The sequence below is a fragment of the Nonomuraea sp. N2-4H genome, from assembly GCF_045291505.1.
Taxonomy (GTDB): domain Bacteria; phylum Actinomycetota; class Actinomycetes; order Streptosporangiales; family Streptosporangiaceae; genus Nonomuraea; species Nonomuraea fastidiosa.
Window position 1 is genome coordinate 3,049,828 of the sequence record NZ_CP147987.1, and the last position, 15,763, is coordinate 3,065,590.

A 15,763-nucleotide genomic window follows, 5' to 3' on the forward strand; every position below is an offset into this window, starting at 1 on the left:
CTCTACGGGGGCGCGTCGCGCGGCGCGGCGGCTTCATGGGGCGGCGCCATGCGCTGCTACGCCTCGCGCGGCGCCGCCCCGTAGAGGGCCTGATCCACCAGGCGCTCGGCGATCGAGGCGTCGAAGTCGACCTTGAGCACCAGCAGCCGGTGGTAGCAGGCGCCCCACAACTGGTCGACGATGACGTGCAGGTCGGCGTCCTCGCGGAGCTGCCCCTGGCGCTGGGCGATGCGCAGCCGTTCGACGGCGAGGTCACGGCGCGGGATGGCGTAGCTCTGCGACCAGGCGGCGGCGAGGTCGGGGTCGAGCTGGGCGGCGCCGACGAGCTGCGAGACGGGTGCCTGCGCGCCGGACTCCTTCAGCCACCGGACGAACGCCTCGAGCTGCGTGATCAGGTCGGCGCGGATGTCGCCGGTGTCGGGGAACTCGAGCAGCTGCCTGCTGTGGGTGAAGTACGCCTCGGCGGCCAGCGCCCCAGGCGACGGCCACCACTTGTAGAGGGTGGTCTTGCTGCAGCCGGCCTCGGTCGCGACCCGCTCGAACGTGACCGCCGGCATGCCGTCGCGCAGCAGGATGCGCCCGGCGGCCTCCAGCGCGCCGGCGCGCACCTCGGCGGCGGGCCGGCGGCCCCGGCCTCGTCGTACGGCTGCGGTCTCGGACATCGGCACCTCTCTCATATGGACGGAATGTTCATATTTTGTGTATGGTTGGAAATGAACGAATAGTCCATATCTTACTGGAGGGCACCGACCATGCCCGATGACACCCCGCGTGTCGCCCTGATCACCGGCGCTTCCGGCGGCATCGGCAGGGCCACCGCCGAGCGCCTGGCCCGCGAGGGCTACGCGATCGTCGTCCACTACGCCGGCGGCAAGGAGCGCGCCGAGGAGGTCGCGCAGGCCGTCAGGGACGCGGGCGGCCAGGCCGTCATCGCGGGCGGTGACGTGGCCGACGAGCACGCGATGACCGCGGTGTTCGACCTCGCCGAGCGCGAGTTCGGCGGGCTCGACGTCGTCGTCCACGGCGCCGGTATCATGCCGACCGCGCCCATCGTCGACACCGACCTCGACACCTTCGACCGCATCCAGCGCGTCAACGTGCGCGGCACGTTCGTGGTGGACCGGCTCGCCGCCCGCCGCCTGCGCGCCGGCGGCGCGATCATCAACCTGTCCTCCTCGCTCACCCGGCTGCAGGCCCCGACGTACGGCGCGTACGCCGCGTCCAAGGGCGCCGTCGAGGCGATGACGCTCATCCTCGCCCGCGAGCTGCGCGGACGCGACATCACCGTCAACGCGGTCGCGCCCGGCCCCACCGCCACGCCGCTGTTCTTCGCCGGCAAGAGCCAGGAGACCATCGACCACATCGCCTCGCTCAACCCCATGGGCCGCCTCGGCGAGCCCGCCGACATCGCCGAGGCCATCGCCTTCATCGCCGGACCGGGCCGCTGGGTGAACGGCCAGGTCATCTACGTCAACGGCGGCGCCGCCTGAGCCCGGCGCGCCCCGAAAGGAGCCACGAGCACATGTCCGTCGTTCTCATCACCGGATCGTCCACCGGCATCGGCCGCCGCACCGCCGAGACGCTCGCCGCGGCCGGCCACACCGTCTACGCCACCATGCGCGACCCCGGGGGCCGCGACGCCGCCAGAGCCGCCGAGCTGGTCGCGCAGGCCAAGGACCGGGGCCACGACCTGCGGGTGGTCGCGCTCGACGTCACCTCGCAGGAGTCCGCCGACGCCGCCGTCCGCACCGTCCTGGAGGAGGCGGGCGAGCTGGACGTCGTCGTGCACAACGCCGGCCACCTGTTCATCGGCTACACCGAGGCGTTCACCGGCGACGACGTGGCGAGGCTGTTCGACGTCAACGCGATCGGGGCGCACCGGGTCAACCGCGCGGCGCTGCCCCACCTGCGCGAGCGCCGCGCCGGCACCCTCGTGTACGTCGGCAGCACCAGCCTGGTCAGCACCCCGCCGTTCCTCGGCCCGTACGTCGCCTCCAAGGCGGCCTTCGACGCGCTGGCCGTGGTGACCTCGTACGAGGTGTCGCAGTTCGGCATCGAGACCTCGATCGTGATGCCCGGCCCGATCACTCAGGGCACCGACCACTTCGCCAACGCCTCCCGGGCGAGCGACGACCGGGTGACCGCCCAGTACGCCGAGCTGGACCCGCTGGTCGAGCGCACCCACGAGGCCCACGAGCAGCTCTTCGAGCCGGGCACGACCGCCGACCCGCAGGACGTGGCCGATGAGATCCGCCGCATCCTCGCCCTGCCGGTCGGCCAGCGGCCGTTCCGCTCGGTGGTGGACGCGGCCCAGGCAGGGGTGGAGCACGTCATGGCCTTCAGCGACCTGACCAGGCAGGCGTTCGTGCGCCGGCTCGGGTTCGCCGAGACGCTGGAGCTCAAGCGATGAGAGCCCGCGCCGCGACGGCGGCCCTGCTGGCGGTCTTGACGGCGGGCGCCTGCTCGGCGGCGCCCGCCCCAGCGTCACCCGGCCCGTCCCAGGCGGACGCCCGGGCACCCGCGACCGGCCCGTCCCGGGCGTCCACGCCCAGTGCGTCCCGGCTGGAGGTGACCGTGTCGCCGGGCCCGGTCGCCACGCTCGGCGAGCCGGTCGAGCTGACCACCGGCCTGCAGGCGCCGTGGGGCCTGACGTTCCTGCCCGACGGGTCCGCGCTGGTCTCGGAGCGCATCAGCGGCCGCATCCTGCGCATCCCGGCCGGGGGCGGCGCGGCGCGCGAGGTCGGCGTCGTGCCGGACGTGCACGCCGGTTCGGAGGGCGGGCTGCTCGGCATCGTCGCCTCGCCCCGCTTCGCCACCGACCGCACCGTCTACGCCTCCGTCTCCGGCCGGGACGCCAACCGCATCGTCGCGCTCACCATCGCACCCGGCTACGACGGGGTCAGCGTGGAACGGGTGCTGCTCGACGGCATCCAGACCGCCGACAGGCACCACGGCGGCCGCCTGGTGATCGGCCCCGACGGCCACCTGTGGATCGGGACCGGCGACGCGTTCGAGCCGGAGAACGCCGCCACCCCCGACTCGCTCAACGGCAAGATCCTGCGCATCGCGCTCGACGGGTCCGTGCCGGAGGACAACCCCGGCGACTCGCCCATCTACTCCAGCGGACACCGCAACGTGCAGGGCATCGCGTTCGGGCCCGACGGCACCGCGTACGCCTCCGAGCTGGGCCACCGCACCTGGGACGAGGTGAACGTGCTGCGCGCGGGCGCCGACTACGGCTGGCCGGAGACCGAGGGCACCAACGGCTCCACCGGCGTGCCGCCGATCGCCACCCTGCACCCCGACGACGCCAGCCCCTCCGGCCTCGCCCACGCCGCGGGCTCGCTGTGGATCGGGGCGCTGGGCGGGCAGCGGCTCTGGCAGCTCCCCGTCGCGGGCGGCGCCGCCACCGGTGACCCCGTCGCCCACTTCCACGGCGACTACGGCCGCATCCGTGCCGTCGAGGTCGCCCCCGACGGCTCGCTGTGGCTGGTCACCTCCAACACCGACCGCGCCACCTGGGGCGGCACGGACCCGCGCCCCGGCGACGACCGCATCCTGCGCGTCGAGGTCCGCGAAGGCCGCCGCTGAGACGGCGGCCGGCGGGCCACGCGGCCGGGCCCGCGCACCCCGCCGCTGAACGCCGCTGAGACGGCGGTCAGCGGATCAGGCCGACGAACATCGTGCGGTGCAGCACCTCCACGTGGGCCCGCGCCACGCGGACCGCCTCCACCGCATCGCCCTGCTCCAGCGCCGCCACCAGCGCCGCGTGCTCACGGTTCGACTCGCGCAGGTAATCGAGGGGGTAGGGCAGGTAGTAGCGGTACAGGCGGCGCAGTACCGGCGCGTAGTGGGAGACCGCCGACTCCACTCCCGAGGCCGCCGCGAGCGCGAGGTGGAAGCGTTCGTCGCTGGTGTGGAAGTCGGCCCAGCCCGAGGCCCGGTCCATCTCGGCGACCAGGGCCTTCAGCTCGGCCAGCCGCTCGGCGGTGACGGCGGTGGCCGCCAGGTGGGCCAGCCCGCACTCCAGCAGCAGCCGCTGGTCGATGAGCCGGTGCACCTCGGCGGCGGCCGTCCGGTACGCCTCGGTCTCGGCCACCTTCCCGATCGCCGGCTCGTCGGCCACCATCGTGCCGCCCGAGCGGCCCCTGCGGCGTACCAGGACGCCTTCCTCGCACAGCGCGGTGAGCGCGCGCCGCACGGTGATCTCCCCGACGTCGAGCGCGCGGGCGACGTCGGCGGTGGGGGGCAGGCGCTCGCCGGGCTTGAGCAGGCCCAGATCGACGGCCAGGGCGATGCGGGCGCGCACGGTGTCGAGCGCGCTGAGCCGCCGCAGCCCCTCCAGGGCCTCCGAGTTGAGCGCGTCCAGGGCGTCCATGGCCACCACCGTAACGTTGCTTAAAAAGCTCAATATGAGCTATTTTTGGGCATCGCCAGCGTACGTGCTGGTCAGAAGGCAGGTGACGATGCCCAGGCCACTTCCGGTCGCGCTCGCGCAGAGCGAGCCGCTGCCCGCCGGCACGCCGGTGTCCCGGTTCGCCGAGCACGTGGAGGACGTGCTGGCGAGCCTGCCCGGCACGCGGATGGTGATCTTCCCGGAGCTGCATCTGTTCGGCAGCCGGGTACGCCCGGCCGAGCGCGACGCCGAGCTGGCCGCCACAGCGCAGCCGCTGGACGGCCCCCTGGTCAGGGAGCTGGCCGCGCTCGCCGGCGACCTCGGCGTCTGGCTGCTGCCCGGCACGATCTGCGAGCGGGGCGAGGGCGGCGCGCTGCACAACACCGCGCTGGTGCTCGCCCCCGACGGCACGCTCGCGGCCTTCTACCGCAAGGTGTTCCCTTGGCGGCCGTACGAGCCGTACCGGCCGGGTGATCGTTTCGTCGTCTGCGACCTGCCCGGCACCGGCCGCATCGGCCTGGCCATCTGCTACGACGCCTGGTTCCCCGAGGTGGCCAGGCATCTGGCCTGGATGGGCGCCGAGGTGATCGTCAACCCGGTGCTGACCACCACCGCCGACCGGGCGCAGGAGCTGGTGCTGGCCCGCGCCAACGCCATCGTCAACCAGGTCTTCGTCGTCTCCGTCAACGCCGCCGCGCCCACGGGCACCGGCCGCAGCCTGATCGCCGACCCCGAGGGCCGCGTCCGGGTCGAGGCGGGGGAGGCGGTCACCGTCCTGACCGACGTGCTCGACCTGGACGACGTCACCCGCGTCCGCCGCCACGGCACCGCCGGGCTCAACCGCGTCTGGTCGCAGTTCACCGACGCCGACCCGCCCCTGGAGCTGCCCCTCTACCAGGGGCGCATCGACCCCGGCCGGTGGAGGCCGGCTGGCACACCCCCGGAGTGACCATGTCATCCACCTCTCACCCCACGCTCCGGCGCACGCTCGGCCTGCGCTCCGTCGTCCTGTTCGGGCTGGCGTACCTGACGCCGCTCATCGTGCTCGGCATCTTCGGCGTCGTCGCCGAGACCACCTCGGGCGCGGCGCCGTCGGCGTACGCGCTGGCGCTGGTCGCGATGCTGTTCACCGCGCTCAGCTACGGCCGCATGGCCGCCGCCTACCCCGTCGCCGGCTCGGCCTACACCTACGTCCGCCGCACGATCGACGCCCGCGCCGGATTCCTCGTCGGCTGGGCCGTGCTGCTGGACTACTTCTTCCTGCCCATGGTCATCTGGCTGATCGGCGGCTCCTACCTGGCCGAGCAGTTCCCCGCGGTGCCGACGCCGGTGTGGATCGTCGCGTTCATCGTGCTCACCACCGGGCTCAACCTCGCCGGCATCAAGGTCGCCGACCGGGCCAACTCGCTGCTCATGATCTTCCAGATCCTCGTGCTGGTCTTCTTCGTGCTGCTGGCCGCGGGCCACCTGGTCAGTGGGCACGGGCCCGCGTCGCTGTTCAGCCTGACGCCGTTCACCGGTGAGGGTGCGAGCGTGACGACGGTCGCCGCGGGCGCGGCCATCGCCGCCTACTCCTTCCTCGGCTTCGACGCCGTCACCACGCTCACCGAGGAGACCGTGGAGCCGCGCCGTACCATCCCGCGCGCCATCCTGCTGGTCGCCCTCATCGGCGGCGGCATCTTCGTCGTCGTCGCCTACGTCACCCAGCTCGTCCACCCCGGCGGCGCGTTCGCCGACTCCTCCGCGGCGGCCTCGGAGATCGCGCGGACCATCGGCGGCAGCCTGTTCGGCGCGTTCTTCCTGGCCGGGCTGGTGGTGGCCCAGTTCACGTCCGGGCTCGCCGCGCAGGCCAGCACCACCCGCCTGCTGTACGCCATGGGCCGCGACGCCGTGCTGCCCCGCCGCGTCTTCGGCTACCTGCACCCGCGCCTGCGCACCCCCGTCTTCTCCATCCTGCTCACCGGCCTGGTCGGGCTCATCGCGGTCAGGATGGACGTGGCCACCTCCACGTCGTTCATCAACTTCGGCGCCTTCACCGCCTTCGTCTTCGTCAACGTCGCGGTCATCGCCCTCTACGTCCGCGAGCGCCGGGCCGGGCGGCGGCCTGGCGTGCTCGCGTACGTGGCGGCCCCGGCGATCGGCGCGGTCATCGACCTGTACCTGCTCACGCAGCTCGACGGCCACGCCATCACGCTCGGGCTGATCTGGCTGGCCGCCGGCGCCGCCTACCTCGCTTACCTGACCCGGCTGTTCCGGGTGCCGCCGCCCGAGCTGGACTTCGCCGAGCAGTCGCAGGCCGCGCCGGTCAGCTCGGGCTGAACCAGCGGGCCGGCGCGGCCTTCAGTCCGTCGGGGTCGCCGCCCGGGCCGGCGCCAGCCGCCCCGTCCTCTGCCGCCACCGGCCCCAGCGCGAGGACCTGCTGCTCGCCACCCTCACCGCCTGCCGGCGCCCGATCGGGATCCCCGGCACCGGCAACGTGCGCGACGACGTGGCTGCCGCTGCTGCGTGTTCGACCGCCGGCGTCTGCATGCGTTGATAATCGTTGGCCTCGCGGCCGGGGCGCGGGCTAGGGTGGCGGCGTTTCCGCGCCAGGCAGGTCACGTACCTGCAGAGGGGAGCCGCCGCGATGACGGCACAGCTCGTCGCACTCAGCTGGGACGCACTCGACCCCGCCGCACTGGCCCGCTTCTGGGCCGGCGTGCTGCGCTGGGAGAGCGTCGATGACCCGCGCGGCGGCGTCGCGCTGCTGCCCGCCGACGACACCGGCTTCCGCATCAGGTTCCAGCCGACCGATGCCGTCAAGACCGGCCAGAACCGGATGCACTTCGACCTGACCAGCGCCTCGCTCGACGAGCAGCAGGCCACGGTCGAGCGGGCCCTCGCGCTCGGCGGCCGGCACATCGACGTCGGCCAGACCCCCGACGATGGGCACGTGGTGCTCGCCGACCCCGAGGGCAACGAGTTCTGCGTCATCGAGCCCGGCAACAAGTTCCTCGCCGAGTGCGGCTTCATCGGCGCGCTCGCCTGCGACGGCTCCCAGGAGGCCGGCGACTTCTGGAGCGCCGCCCTCGACTGGCCGCTGGTGTGGGACCAGAACCAGGAGACCGCGATCCGCTCCCCGCGCGGCGGCCCCAAGATCACCTGGGGCGGCCCGCCCGTCGCGCCCAAGCGGGGCAAGAATCGTCTGCACGTCGACCTGGCCGCCGGCGGTGAGCTGGAGGCGGAGGTCGAACGGCTGCTCTCCCTCGGGGCCGAGCGCATCGACATCGGCCAGGGCGATGTCCCCTGGGTGCTCCTCGCCGACCCCGACGGCAACGAGTTCTGCGTACTGCCGCCCCAGTGAGGCGGCCGCGCCCTCGCGGGGGTTCGGCTGGGCGGACGCGTGGCCGGCGGCCCCTCCGCCGAGGGCTGAGCGTGACGCGCGGCCCGCGGTGATGCGGGGCGCGTGACCCGGCGCGGGGTGGCGTGGCGCGCGTGGCGGACCCATGTGGGTAAGATCGGCATCGAATGTTCGATGGCGATCGTACACATGGGGGATGGCATGGCGCGGACGGTGCGCTTTCACGAGCTCGGCGGGCCCGAGGTGATGCGGCTGGAGGACGAGGATCCGGGCGAGCCGGGCCCCGGCGAGGTACGCCTGCGCGTGGAGGCGATCGGCATCAACCGGGCCGAGGCGCTGTTCCGCAGCGGCCACTACATCGAGCCGGTCAAGCGGTTCCCCGCCAGGCTCGGCAACGAGGCCGCCGGCGTGATCGAGGCGGTCGGGCCGGACGTGACCGGGTTCGAGCCGGGGCAGCGGGTCAGCGTCGTGCCGAACTTCTCCCAGAACGATTACGGCGTCTACGCCGACGCGGCCATCGTGCCCGTCAGGTCGCTCGTGCCACGCCCCGAGCAGGTGGACGCGGTCTCCGGGGCAGCCGTGTGGATGCCGTACCTGACCGCGTACGGCGCGATGGCCGAGGTCGCCCGCATGAGAGCGGGGGACGTGGCGGTGGTGAACGCGGCGTCGAGCAGCGTCGGACTGGCCGCCATCCACACCGCGGACCGGCTGGGCGCGCGGCCGCTTGCCGTCACCCGCACCCGCGCCAAGGCCCGGCAGCTCGCCGAGGAGGGCGCCGCCGAGGTGATCGTCTCCGACGAGGAGGACGTGACCGCGCGCGTGCTGGAGCTGACCGGCGGCAAGGGCGCCGAGTACATCTTCGACGCGGTCGCCGGCCCCGGCGTCGTGGACCTGGCGCGGGCCGTGGCACCCGGCGGCACCCTGTTCCTGTGGGGCGCGCTCAGCGGGCAGCCGACCCCGTACCCGGGGTTCGACCTCGGCATGCCGGCGCTCAACATGCGCACGTACACGATGCTCGAAATCGCCGAGGATCCCGAACGGCTGCGCCGCGCCGCCGCGTTCATCACCTCAGGGCTGCGCGCTCGAGCGTTCCGGCCGGTCGTGGATCGGGTGTTCCCGCTGGAGCAGATCGTGCAGGCGCATCAGCACATGGAGTCGAACACGCAGTTCGGCAAGATCGTCGTGACGACGGCGTAGTTCGGAGCCCGAACCGCGCCGGCCCCGCGCCGCCGAGCGGCCCGGCCGCCCTGCGGAAGGTGCCGGATCGGCGCTGGCCGCGGCGGCTTCCCGGAAGGCGCCGTCTCGGCGTGAGACCCTTCCCACGCTAGCGACGGCAACCTGCGGAATCCCCCAGCAAGGGGCAAAGCCTTCCCCGCCGGCCGAAGGCCGTCGCGGGTCAGCTCGCGGCCTGCTCCGGGAGCGCGAAGGCGCGGCGGGCGTGGGTGAGGAAGGCGCGCACGGCGGGCCCGTACGGATCCCTCCAGGTCAGCGCGAGCCGGGCGATCTGCTCGGCGTCGTCGATGACCCGGGACGTGAGCCGGTCCTGGTAGTCCGCCACCATCGACTCGCTGAGCACGCCGACGCCGAGCCCGCGCCCGGCCAGGGCGGCGATGGCGTCGGCGGCGGTGGCCTGGAACGCGATGGCGGGCCGGCACCCGCGCGCCGCGCACGCCTGGTCGAACGCCTGCCGCAGCCCCGTCCCCTCCGGCATGCACACGATCGGGTACGCCGCCACGTCGGCCAGCGTGACCCGTCCCAGCTCGGTGAGGGGATGCGCGGGCGGGACCGCGGCGACGAGACGTTCGCTGACGATCGTCATCTCGGCCAGCCCGTCGGGGGCGGTGGGGGAGGCGGTGCCGACGAGCGCGAGATCGACACTGCCCGCGCGTACGGACTCGGCGAGGACGTCGGAGTTGTCCTCCAGCAGCGAGATCTCCACGCCGGGATGCGCCCGATGGAAGGCGGCCAGCGCGTCGAACAGCGGGGTGATCGTGCACCCGTTGACCATGCCGACGACGAGCCGGCCCTTGATGAGGTGGGCGACCTCGCCGACCGCCTGCTCGACGGCGTTGGCGGCGGCGAGCGCGGCGCGGGCGTGGTCGAGCGCGGCCTTGCCGGCGACGGTGAGCGTGGCCGTACGCCCCGAACGGTCGAACAGCTCCGCGCCGAGCTCGCGTTCGAGCTGCCTGATCTGGGCGCTGACGCCGGACTGGCTGATGTGCACCCGCTCGGCCGCGCGGGTGAAGTTCCGCTCCTCGGCGACGGCGACGAAGTATTCGAGCTGCCGCAGTTCCATAAGTACTGATTCTAGTTCTCATCAGAACTAGCTGTTGGACTTCTCGAACGGTCCGGTGCCACCCTGGAGGAAAGCCGAGAGTTTCATGCGGAAGGACATACATGTACGAGAAGGCCATGCGGCCCGAGGACATCACCCGCCTGTTCGTGGAGCGCTCCAACGCCGGCGACGCCGCCGGGGTCGCCGCGCTCTATGAGGAGGACGCCGTCCTCGCTTACCCGCCGGGCAGCCAGACCAGGGGGCGGGAGGCGATTCGGCGGCTGTGGGAGAAGGTGCTGGCCAACCGGCCGCACTTCGAGCCCGAGGAGCCGCTGCCGACGTTGATCAGCGGTGACATCGCGCTCACCTCGACTCCGCCCAAGGACGGGGCGGGGGCCCGAGCCCAGGTCGTCCGCCGCCAGCCGGACGGGAGCTGGCTGCGAGTGCTCGACCAGCCGGAGTTCGTGCCGGTCAAGCGGGAGTCCTGACCGGCCGCCCAGGGGCTCCGTCGCGGCCAGGCCGATCAGTTGATCTACGATGTAAAGGCGGTCGCGATGGTCAGCCCCGGCCACGCATCGGCAAAACGCCCCACATCAACGGTCAAGGGGGCGAGATCGGCGATGGGCCGGAAGTGAACGGTGGTGCCGGTCGTGCCGTCATCGGGCACGGGCTCCAGGCCGGTGACGGGTACACCGCGCTCGTACCGCTGCGTCCACGACCCGTTCACCCGGCGGTTGGTGTGGACCAGCCAGTCGCTGAGCGCGGCGACGACGGACATGCCCCGGCGCGGATGCCCGTCGGGGAGGGTCTGCGCGGCCGGGTCGTCGAAGAAGCGCAGGTCCTTCGTGGCCATCACCGGCTTCTTCACGGGACGGCCGTGCTCGTCGAAGCGGGTGTCGGTGCCGCGCCCGTTGTCGGCGACCGCCACGGATCCGTCGGGGTGGAGGGTCACCGTGCAGTGCCCCCGCCGGCGGACGCCGCCTCGTCGGCGGGGTGGGCGAGGACTTCGAGGATCAGGTGCAGGACCCCGCCGGGCGCGAATTCGGCGGGGTTCTCGCGGATGCGGGCGAGGTGGGCGTGGTCGATGTCGATCGCCCAGTCGTGGGTGGTGTTGCGCCAGGATGCTCGGGCTGTACTCACCTCAACACCCTACGATCAAGCGGGTACTCATGGGACTCCGCTGAGGAGGGATGCCCACGTGACGAGCCGCACCTACGAGCCCGGCTGCTGGCTGACCCCGGCCGCGGTGCCGCGCGCGTCGCCGATCGAGGGGACGGGCCTGTTCGCGGTCGAGCGGATCCGCCGGGGCGAGGTGGTGATGCGGTTCGGCGGGCGCGTCATCGACGACGACACGCTCGCCGCCCTCACCCCGCCCTACAGCAGCCTCACCGTCGAGGAGGGCGTGCACCTGCTCCTGGATCCCGCCCACCCCGTGAGGTACGGCAACCACCGATCAGGCGCGGGCGGGGTGGCGGGCGAGCCACTCTTCGCGGGTGATGGCGTACTCGACCTCGCCCTGCTCGCTGCCCGGCAGCGGCTCCGGCCAGTCCATGTGGAACGTGCGGACGTACGTCATGCCGACGGAGGCCATCGTGGCGCGGGAGGCGGTGTTGACCGCCATCGTCTCGGCGAAGACGCGGTTGAGACCGAGGTCTTCGAAGCCGTGCCGCAGCAGCTCACGGGCGCCCTCGCTGGCCAGGCCCTGCCGCCAGTGGCGGCGCAGCAGCCGGTAGCCCAGCTCGGCCTGACCTTCGACGGGGCCCTGGTCGGGGCGGTGCGGCGGCTCGAGGATCCACCAGCCGACGAAGCCGCCGTTCACGAAGCCCGCCCAGAAGCCGAGCCCGGGGACGCGCTCGGCGACGGCCAGGCGCTGCCGGTGTGCCTCCTCGACCTCCTCGCGGGTGCGGGCGCGGCCGGTGAGGTAACGCATGACCTCGGGGTCGGAGTCGAGCTCGATCTCGTGTTCAAGGTGCTCGTCGGCGAGGGGGACGAGGTCGATCCGGTCGGTACGCAACTTCGCTTGGGACATGTCCGCATTCTGGCGGGCGGCCAGGGGGCGAAGCACCCGGTTTTCTCTGACCGGGCGGGTCAGGCCCGTGCATCGGTCGTCACGCAGGTGAGTCGGCGAGGATGCGTTCCAGGGTGCGCCGCCCTATGAGGCTCATCGGCGGGTTGCTCTCGACGTAGTACCAGACCAATCCCATCGCCTGCTGGAACGCCCACGCCTTGCCGCGCTCCCATTCGAGGTCGTCGCTGCCCAGGGCGGCTCGCAGCTCCTTGCGCGGCCCTGCCTCCAGCAGGTGCCAGGCGCTCACGAGGTCGAGCGCGGGGTCGGCGGCGCACAGCCCGCCGGTGTCGAGCACGCCCGCCAGCCGCCCGTCCGCGACGAGCACGTTGCCGGGGATGAGGTCGCCGTGGTTCATCACGTCGGGCGCCTCGCGCGGCAGCTCGCGCAGCTCCGCCCAGATCCGGCGCAGGCGGGGCACGTCCAGCAGGCGCTCGCTGCTGCGGAAGCAGGTCTCCATCCACTCGTCGTGGGAGCGCAGGTCGCCGCCCCTGCCCCGGCCGGAGAACGTGCGGCCGCGGGTGTCGATGGCGCGGACGTCGCCGATGAGGCCGGCCAGGTCGCGGGCGAACGCGTACGACTCGCCCGGGTCGTCGTCGGTGGCGACGGTGCCGGGCAGCCAGGTCTGCACCGACCACGGCAGCGGGTAGCCCGCTCCCGGTTCGCCGAGCGCGACGGGCTCGGGCACGGGAAAGCGGGTGGCCGCCGCCAGCTCGCCGGCCGCTCGCGCCTCCGCCTCCAGCGTGCGGCGCACCGCCTCGGGCTCGCCGGGCTGCAGCGGGAACCTGGCGGCGAGCCGGTCGCCGATGCGGACGATGGCGTTGACCGTGCCCTGGGCGTCGAGCATCCTGACGGGCAGGTCGCGCCACTGGGGGAACTGCTCGTTCACCAGCGTGCGCACGGTCTCCGGCGAGATCGTCAGTTGGTCGGCGTGCATTTTCACGCTGGGCAACGTTGCCGGAGGCCGGTGGCCGTCCGCAAATCCTTTTACCGGCTTTCCGTCCGAGTGCGGTCAGGGACCGACGTCGGTCACGCCGCAGACGTCGCAGCGATAGGTGATGCCCAGGTCGTCCTCGCCGAACTCGTTCCACGCATGGGCGGCTCCGGTGAGGTCGTACCGGTCGCCTGAGCAGAGCACCCGCGCCCCCTTGCGGCCGGAGGGAGTGGGGGCGATGGGTGTGAGCATGGGGGTCTCCCGGGGGTTGGATGACGTAACGGTCAGCGGGCAGGCTCCTTTCCTGAAAGCGAGCGTTGAAACCGTCAGAGCAGGACATCGCACGTCAATGCCCTGATGAGACCGCCTGTTTCCAGCGGCGAGCGGTCACCGGTCCGCGCCCGCCGGAAAAGCGGTCGACCGGCGTTCGGGCGCGCTGTCATCATGCTGACTATGACGGCCGAGTCCCGCGAGCGCGTGCGGCGCTATTTCGACGAGTTCGGCGACGCCGAGTGGCACCGGCTCACCGGCGACGTCAAGGGACGCGTGAGCCTGGAGGTGCACCGTCGCTTCCTGGCCCGCTTCGTCAAGCCCGGGCACCGGGTGCTGGAGATCGGCGCGGGCCCCGGGCGGTTCACGGTCGAGCTGGCCGCCCTGGGCGCGACCGCCGTCGTCACCGACCTGTCCCCGGTCCAGCTCGCGCTCAACGCCGAACACCTGCGGGGCACCGCGGCCGAGTCCGCGGTGGAGCGGCGCGAGGTGCTGGACATCTGCGACACCGGCCGGTACGCCGACGGCGAGTTCGACGCGGTGCTCGCCTACGGCGGCCCGCTGTCGTACGCGTTCGAGCAGGCCGAGGACGCGCTGCGCGGCCTGCTGCGCGTGACCCGGCCGGGCGGCGTGGTGGTCGGTTCCGTCATGTCGCTGATCGGCATCTGGCGGCACTACCTGCCCCAGATCACCGAGGAGGCCGAGGTGATCGGCGAGGACGCCAACGACCGCATCCTGCACACCGGCGACCTGCGCCTCAAGGGCGAGCAGGAGGGGCACATCTGCCGGATGTTCCGCTCCGGAGAGCTGTCCGCGCTGATCGAGGCGGCGGGCGGGCGCACGGTCGCGCTCAGCGCCAGCAACTGGGCCTCGCTCAGCGACCCGGCCACGCTCGCCGTGCTCGAAGCCGACGAGGACCGCTGGGCGCGCTTCCTGGAGCATGAGGTGACGGCCTGCGCCGAGCCCGGGGCCGTGGACGGCGGCACGCACCTGCTGTTCGCCGCCCAGCGGCCCGGGTGAGAGGTCCTATGGATCGGTGGCCGCAGAACGGGCTCGGTGCCGACCGGCGTGTGACGCCCGGCGTCAGCGGGCGTGCTCCTGCCCGGCCGGCTTATCGGCGGTCGCGGGGGTGCGGTCGCGCCGGTCCGGTAGCGCGACGGCGAGCGCGGCCACGCCCGCCAGCATGGCGGCGATGAGCACGAACGCCCGTCCGTAACCCTCCGCCAGACCGGCGGGATCGCCGCCGCCGGGCCCGGCCGTCAGCGCCACCAGGGCGGCCAGGCCGAGCGCGCCGCCGGCCTGCTTGGCGGTGTTCATCAGCCCGGACGCCGCCCCCGCGTTCTCCGGTGTCACGCCCGACGTGACGGTGACGGTCAGCGGCGTGTTCAGCAGCCCGCCGCCGAGGGAGATCAGTACCGCAGGCCCCAGGATGGCCGTCACGTAGTGGCCGCCCGGCGCGATGCGGCTCTGCCAGAGAAAGCCCGCGGCCCCGATCAGCGCGCCCGCGGCGATGAGCACCCGGTCACCGGCACGCCGCATCAGCCACGGCGTCACCCGCAGCCCGACGAGCATGGTCAGCAGCGTGTGCGGCAGGAACGCCAGCCCGGTCACCAGCGGGCCGTAGCCCAGGACGTCCTGCATGGACAGCGTCAGGAAGTACCACATCGGGTTGAGGCACGCACCGGCCAGCAGCATCGCCACGTTGCCCAGCCAGATCGCCCGCGCCCGCACCAGCGCGTACGGGATCAGCGGGACAGCCGTAAAGCGCGCCTCCACCAGGACGAACACGCCGAGCATGACGCACCCGGCGGCCACGGCGGCGGGCGAGCCGGACACCCCGTACGCCAGCGCCGCCAGCCCGCCGGTGGCCGTCAGCGCGCCCAGCACGTCCAGCCGGTCCCCGGACCGCCCGGGGCCGGCGGGGATGCGGCGGACGGCGGCCAGGCAGGCGAGCCCGATCGGCACGTTGATCAGCAGGATGGACCGCCACGACAGGTACTGCGTCAGCGCCCCGCCGATGAGGTTGCCCGCCGTGCCGCCCGCCAGGCTGACGGCCGTCCAGACCGCGATGGCCCTGGTGCGGCGCGGTCCCTCGGGATGGGCGGAGGTCAGGACGGTCAGCGTGGCCGGAGCCAGGATCGCCGCCCCGACGCCCTGGCCTGCCCGTGCGGCGATGAGCAGGCCGGATGTGTCCGCCAGTCCTCCGGCCAGGCTCGCGGCGGTGAACACGGCCAGGCCGGTGGCGAAGACCCGCCGGTGCCCGTACAGGTCGGCCAGGCGGCCGCCGAGCAGCAGCAGCCCGCCGAAGGTCAGCGCGTACGCGTTGCCGACCCAGGCCAGACCGCGGGGATCGACGTCCAGCGCGTCCTGGATGGAGGGCAGCGCCACGTTCACCACGGACACGTCCAGCACCACCATGAACTGCGCCGCGCACAGCAGCGCCAGGACGATCGCCACTGGCCGGCCCCCTAACATTCCGATGT

Annotated in this window: 19 protein-coding genes; 9 read left to right on the forward strand and 10 right to left on the reverse strand. The window is 73.1% G+C overall.

Going from position 1 to position 15,763, the window contains the following annotated elements; genetic code table 11:
• Positions 1-56: 56 nt before the first annotated feature.
• The gene (locus WBK31_RS13975) at positions 57-662 is read right to left on the reverse strand and encodes a TetR/AcrR family transcriptional regulator C-terminal ligand-binding domain-containing protein (RefSeq protein WP_364050411.1); all 606 of its coding nucleotides are present in this window, start codon (positions 660-662) and stop codon (positions 57-59) included.
• A 90-nt stretch (positions 663-752) separates the two neighbouring features.
• On the opposite strand from WBK31_RS13975, the gene WBK31_RS13980 reads away from it, so the two are divergent.
• From WBK31_RS13980 to WBK31_RS13990, 3 genes are read left to right on the forward strand one after another with little or no spacing between them, the layout of a single operon-like run.
• Positions 753-1,490, forward strand: coding sequence for an SDR family oxidoreductase (locus tag WBK31_RS13980; RefSeq protein ID WP_364050414.1), 738 nt, complete (start codon positions 753-755; stop codon positions 1,488-1,490).
• 32 nt (positions 1,491-1,522) lie between these two features.
• Positions 1,523-2,410 carry an SDR family oxidoreductase gene (locus WBK31_RS13985; RefSeq protein WP_406674974.1) on the forward strand — a complete coding sequence of 296 codons (888 nt, stop codon included), beginning with the start codon at positions 1,523-1,525 and terminating at the stop codon, positions 2,408-2,410.
• Entirely contained in the window at positions 2,407-3,591 is a 1,185-nt protein-coding gene (locus tag WBK31_RS13990) for a PQQ-dependent sugar dehydrogenase (protein ID WP_364050420.1), read from the forward strand. Before WBK31_RS13985 ends, WBK31_RS13990 begins: the two co-directional genes overlap by 4 nt.
• Before the next feature lie 67 nt (positions 3,592-3,658).
• On the opposite strand, the gene WBK31_RS13995 is transcribed toward WBK31_RS13990, so the two are convergent.
• A complete protein-coding gene (locus WBK31_RS13995) occupies positions 3,659-4,378 on the reverse strand; it encodes a GntR family transcriptional regulator (RefSeq protein ID WP_364050423.1) in 720 nt (239 codons plus the stop codon).
• 88 nt (positions 4,379-4,466) lie between these two features.
• Here WBK31_RS13995 and WBK31_RS14000 point away from each other — a divergent pair, with 88 nt between their 5' ends.
• The 4 genes from WBK31_RS14000 (at position 4,467) to WBK31_RS14015 (ending at position 8,933) form a co-directional block, all read left to right on the forward strand.
• Positions 4,467-5,345, forward strand: a complete 879-nt coding sequence (locus WBK31_RS14000; protein ID WP_364050426.1) for a carbon-nitrogen hydrolase family protein — start codon at positions 4,467-4,469, stop codon at positions 5,343-5,345.
• 2 nt (positions 5,346-5,347) lie between these two features.
• Complete coding sequence (locus WBK31_RS14005) at positions 5,348-6,715, forward strand: APC family permease (protein WP_406674975.1); 1,368 nt, start codon at positions 5,348-5,350, stop codon at positions 6,713-6,715.
• 307 nt (positions 6,716-7,022) lie between these two features.
• Positions 7,023-7,739, forward strand: coding sequence for a VOC family protein (locus WBK31_RS14010; protein ID WP_378789240.1), 717 nt, complete (start codon positions 7,023-7,025; stop codon positions 7,737-7,739).
• 171 nt (positions 7,740-7,910) lie between these two features.
• Positions 7,911-8,933, forward strand: a complete 1,023-nt coding sequence (locus WBK31_RS14015) for a zinc-dependent alcohol dehydrogenase family protein (protein WP_378789239.1) — start codon at positions 7,911-7,913, stop codon at positions 8,931-8,933.
• Positions 8,934-9,132: 199 nt separating this feature from the next.
• On the opposite strand, the gene WBK31_RS14020 is transcribed toward WBK31_RS14015, so the two are convergent.
• The gene (locus WBK31_RS14020; protein ID WP_406674976.1) at positions 9,133-10,032 is read right to left on the reverse strand and encodes a LysR family transcriptional regulator; all 900 of its coding nucleotides are present in this window, start codon (positions 10,030-10,032) and stop codon (positions 9,133-9,135) included.
• A gap of 101 nt (positions 10,033-10,133) precedes the next feature.
• Between WBK31_RS14020 and WBK31_RS14025 the strand changes: the two genes are divergently transcribed.
• Entirely contained in the window at positions 10,134-10,499 is a 366-nt protein-coding gene (locus tag WBK31_RS14025; RefSeq protein ID WP_364050441.1) for a nuclear transport factor 2 family protein, read from the forward strand.
• 44 nt (positions 10,500-10,543) lie between these two features.
• On the opposite strand, the gene WBK31_RS14030 is transcribed toward WBK31_RS14025, so the two are convergent.
• From WBK31_RS14030 to WBK31_RS14055, 6 genes are all read right to left on the reverse strand, one after another.
• The gene (locus WBK31_RS14030) at positions 10,544-10,939 is read right to left on the reverse strand and encodes a hypothetical protein (RefSeq protein ID WP_378789235.1); all 396 of its coding nucleotides are present in this window, start codon (positions 10,937-10,939) and stop codon (positions 10,544-10,546) included.
• Positions 10,940-10,959: 20 nt separating this feature from the next.
• A complete protein-coding gene (locus WBK31_RS14035; protein ID WP_378789233.1) occupies positions 10,960-11,151 on the reverse strand; it encodes a hypothetical protein in 192 nt (63 codons plus the stop codon).
• Between the two features lie 72 nt (positions 11,152-11,223).
• The gene (locus WBK31_RS14040) at positions 11,224-11,352 is read right to left on the reverse strand and encodes a hypothetical protein (RefSeq protein ID WP_378789232.1); all 129 of its coding nucleotides are present in this window, start codon (positions 11,350-11,352) and stop codon (positions 11,224-11,226) included.
• 112 nt (positions 11,353-11,464) lie between these two features.
• On the reverse strand, positions 11,465-12,040 hold the full coding sequence (locus WBK31_RS14045) for a GNAT family N-acetyltransferase (protein ID WP_378789230.1): 576 nt from the start codon (positions 12,038-12,040) through the stop codon (positions 11,465-11,467).
• Between the two features lie 79 nt (positions 12,041-12,119).
• Positions 12,120-13,013 (reverse strand): aminoglycoside phosphotransferase family protein, encoded by an 894-nt coding sequence (locus WBK31_RS14050; protein WP_364050449.1) that lies wholly within the window; start codon positions 13,011-13,013, stop codon positions 12,120-12,122.
• A 75-nt stretch (positions 13,014-13,088) separates the two neighbouring features.
• Positions 13,089-13,262 (reverse strand): hypothetical protein, encoded by a 174-nt coding sequence (locus tag WBK31_RS14055; RefSeq protein WP_364050452.1) that lies wholly within the window; start codon positions 13,260-13,262, stop codon positions 13,089-13,091.
• Positions 13,263-13,463: 201 nt separating this feature from the next.
• Between WBK31_RS14055 and WBK31_RS14060 the strand changes: the two genes are divergently transcribed.
• Positions 13,464-14,300: a class I SAM-dependent methyltransferase gene (locus WBK31_RS14060; RefSeq protein ID WP_364050455.1), complete on the forward strand. Its 837-nt coding sequence runs from the start codon at positions 13,464-13,466 to the stop codon at positions 14,298-14,300.
• Between the two features lie 63 nt (positions 14,301-14,363).
• On the opposite strand, the gene WBK31_RS14065 is transcribed toward WBK31_RS14060, so the two are convergent.
• Complete coding sequence (locus WBK31_RS14065) at positions 14,364-15,737, reverse strand: MFS transporter (RefSeq protein ID WP_406674977.1); 1,374 nt, start codon at positions 15,735-15,737, stop codon at positions 14,364-14,366.
• Positions 15,738-15,763: the final 26 nt, after the last annotated feature.